This window comes from Xanthovirga aplysinae, assembly GCF_009711365.1.
In the GTDB taxonomy this organism is placed as follows: Bacteria; Bacteroidota; Bacteroidia; order Cytophagales; family Cyclobacteriaceae; genus Xanthovirga; species Xanthovirga aplysinae.
Genome location: NZ_SMMB01000649.1, coordinates 1 through 2991, shown reverse-complemented (window position 1 = coordinate 2991; position 2991 = coordinate 1). Strand labels below are relative to the sequence as shown.

The following is a 2991-nucleotide window of genomic DNA, read 5'->3' as shown; positions in this document are numbered from 1 at the left end:
AAATGGACTCGTAGTTATTCCCTGAAACCAAATGAACTTTTCTATCAGGGAACAAGGCAAATACTATTCTTCCTATAAAGTCGTCATTCAGCTTTCTGCCGCCCACGTTGTTATAAAAATAACTGGAAAAAATTTCGGCTTTAAAAAGCTTAGAATTTATTCCCACGTTCAATCTTGCCGGAATAGTTACCTGGTCAACTGTACCCCTCTGTAATTTTCCGGAAACATTGAGATTGTAATGGAGTGTATAAAAGTTCAGGTTGTCACCACTCAGACTATCTTCCTCATTTATTTTTCCTTTATTATTATAAACTATAGTTCTACTTTTTTCGTCAATCGCTTTTGCCTTTATAGTCCGATTATTTAGAAATATAAAAGCAATAAGGAGTAAATAATATTTCATAAAACTTTCTTTCCGTGTTATAAAATTCATAAGATTTCCATCGGTCTCTCTATCCCACTTGGCAATCCCCTAATAAATTTTTGTGGCACTAACGCTCTTCTCATATTTTCCTTGGCTACCAAAACCTTTTCTTCGACCTGAGTCAAATAGGATGGTTAATCTATCCATGAAGGGAGGCAATAAATAATAATATTTATCAAAGAAATCACCTTGATAGAAATGTCCAAAGTGGAAGGTTATAAAAATACTCCCCAGTCTTCTCTGCTAAATTTTATATTTATTTTTCATCGTCTCTTATCTTTTTTTAAAGCACCATAAAGTAGGAATTAAATTGATGGAGAAGAGCTGAACCGCAGAAACGATTCAGTTTCTCCATACCTATTCAGCAACTGTAACTTTCTACTAATCAAAAGAAAGCAGAAAAAAAATGGACTGAAGAATAAAAAAAGACACATTAATTCTCATTGGCTTTACCAGTTACATAAAATCATTTTGTTGCCGATTATTCACTGAAATCTTATAGAAAAAACTTCTGCTTGATGTTTTAATTTTTTGATTTTCCCCATCCTGAATAATGCCCTGGAAAATAATTGACAGGAGACCAAGCCGGTATGGGTTTTGGAATGACTGGGGCATATTTCGAATATTCTCCCTCACCATATACAACCTTTCCATCCACTACTGTCAGTATTGCATGCAGTTGAGGAATTTCACTTTCTGGAATTTCCAAATAGTCTTTGTTGAGCAGGATAAAATCTGCCAGCTGTCCCGGAGCAATTCTTCCTTTTTCGTTTTCATCATCTTGAAACCATGCGCTACCTATGGTATACAACCTTAGGGCCTCTTCTCGACTCAATCTGTTTTCTTCAGCAAGCACTTCAGTACCGGAAACAGCCTTACCTGAAACAGCCCAGTAGATGGAAATCCAAGGGTTAAAACTAGCCACTCTAATTCCATCCGTTCCCAAGGTTAATGGCACTTTCTGATCAAGAATTTCTCGGAAAGGCGGGGTTTGTAAAGCCTTCTCTTTGCCATAAGTTTTAATAAAGGCATCTCCATGGAAAGCCATTTTATCTTGAATAGTTATTCCTCCACCTAAATTTTTAATTCTGCTAATGTTTTCCGGGCTTATGAATTCTGCATGCTCAATTCCCCAACGCAGGCCGTCAAAAGGCATTTCCTGATTTAACTCCTCCAGGGCATCCAACATAGCTGTCAGGTTTTCATTATAGGTGGCATGGATTCTAAAAGGAATTCTTCTTTTCACCAATTTTCCTACATCTTTGGTAATCACCTCTTTAATATGGTTAGGGTCCAATATATGAGCGGGTCGGTCAAAGTTCTCATAATCAAGCATAGAAACTCTTATGGCTTCACCAACTCCTTCATATTCGTAACCATGCTCCATATTGGGATGTAGGTTTTGGCCAGGACTAATGGGCGCCAAACGGGTAATGCTGTTCAATTCTTCTTCTATTTCTTCCATTCCCAGGTTGCCGTCTCCAATATCAGTGAAAGAAAATCTTAATGGCAATTTATCCTCTGCTACCAATTGTTGAATTACAGCATGTTGTTGAGGATATCCCGAACCTCCTGCATCTATCACAGAAGTGAGCCCAAGTCGATTTAATTCTTTCAACAATTGTTGCAAGGAATTTTTTCTTTCTGCTAAAGTAGGCTGAGGAACAAACACTTCTAATACCCAAAACATGATAGAACCAGGTTCACCGTATAACCTTCCGGTGAGTCTTCCCTTTTTGTCTCTTTCAAATTTAGTGAAAGGTGGAACCCAGAAATCTTTCCGATCAGCCCCAATGGCATCCAACGCTTCTTTATTGAGGAAAGCAACATTATAAGCGTATTGAATAATAAAGGGGTGATTAGGGACTGCCTTTTCAAGTTCCTTTAGGGTAGGAAGTCTTTTTTCTTCGAATTGATAGGGCGACCAGCCCCCTATTACTTTTACCCAATGGCCTTTAGGTGTTCGCTTTGCCTGTTCCTTGAGCATTTGCAGGGCTTCTTTTAATGTAGGAACACCATCCCAGCGCACATCAAAATTGTAGGTATTACTTCCCATCAAAACGTGCATATGGGCATCATTTAACCCAGGCAAAAGCCTTTGTCCTTTGGCATCTAGCTCAAAAGTATTTTCATCTTTTAGACTTCGAATTTCTGCATCCTTTCCTACTGCATAAATTCTTCCTTTCTTGACGGCAAGTGCCGAGGCTTGGGGCTGTGCAGGGTTTTGGGTTGTAATTTTTGCATTATAGACAATCAAATCAGCCCCTACCAAATTTGGGGTTTCTTGTTGGCCAAAAATCAGAGTAATGACACCTAAATAACTTACAAGAAATAGTAATGCCTTTTTCATAATTTTTTTTGGTTCGATAAAAGGGAGGTTAATATGAAGTTATCTGGAATAAATAGCCATTTTCAACCTCTCTTAAGGGTTTTTAATTGGGGTTATGTTTTCTTATTTTTTCCAGTTTACGGCATTAAAGTATTCTACCCACTGATCAATTGGCGCACTTGGATCTAAAAAGTGTTTACGGTGAAGAATTTTCCACTCTCCGTCTTCTTTTATTAAT

2 protein-coding genes are annotated in these 2991 nt (G+C 37.8%); both read right to left on the bottom strand.

Annotated features, from left to right (window positions below):
- On the bottom strand, positions 1-403 hold a 403-nt coding region (locus E1171_RS03695; protein ID WP_155204210.1), incomplete at its 3' end, for a hypothetical protein.
- A 544-nt stretch (positions 404-947) separates the two neighbouring features.
- Positions 948-2774, bottom strand: a complete 1827-nt coding sequence (locus tag E1171_RS03690) for an amidohydrolase (protein ID WP_155204208.1) — start codon at positions 2772-2774, stop codon at positions 948-950.
- Positions 2775-2991: the final 217 nt, after the last annotated feature.

What these genes read in the sequence shown, in the direction of transcription:
- E1171_RS03690 (WP_155204208.1), bottom strand. Translation starts at nt 2,774, where the DNA reads ATGAAAAAGGCATTACTATTTCTTGTAAGTTATTTAGGTGTCATTACT.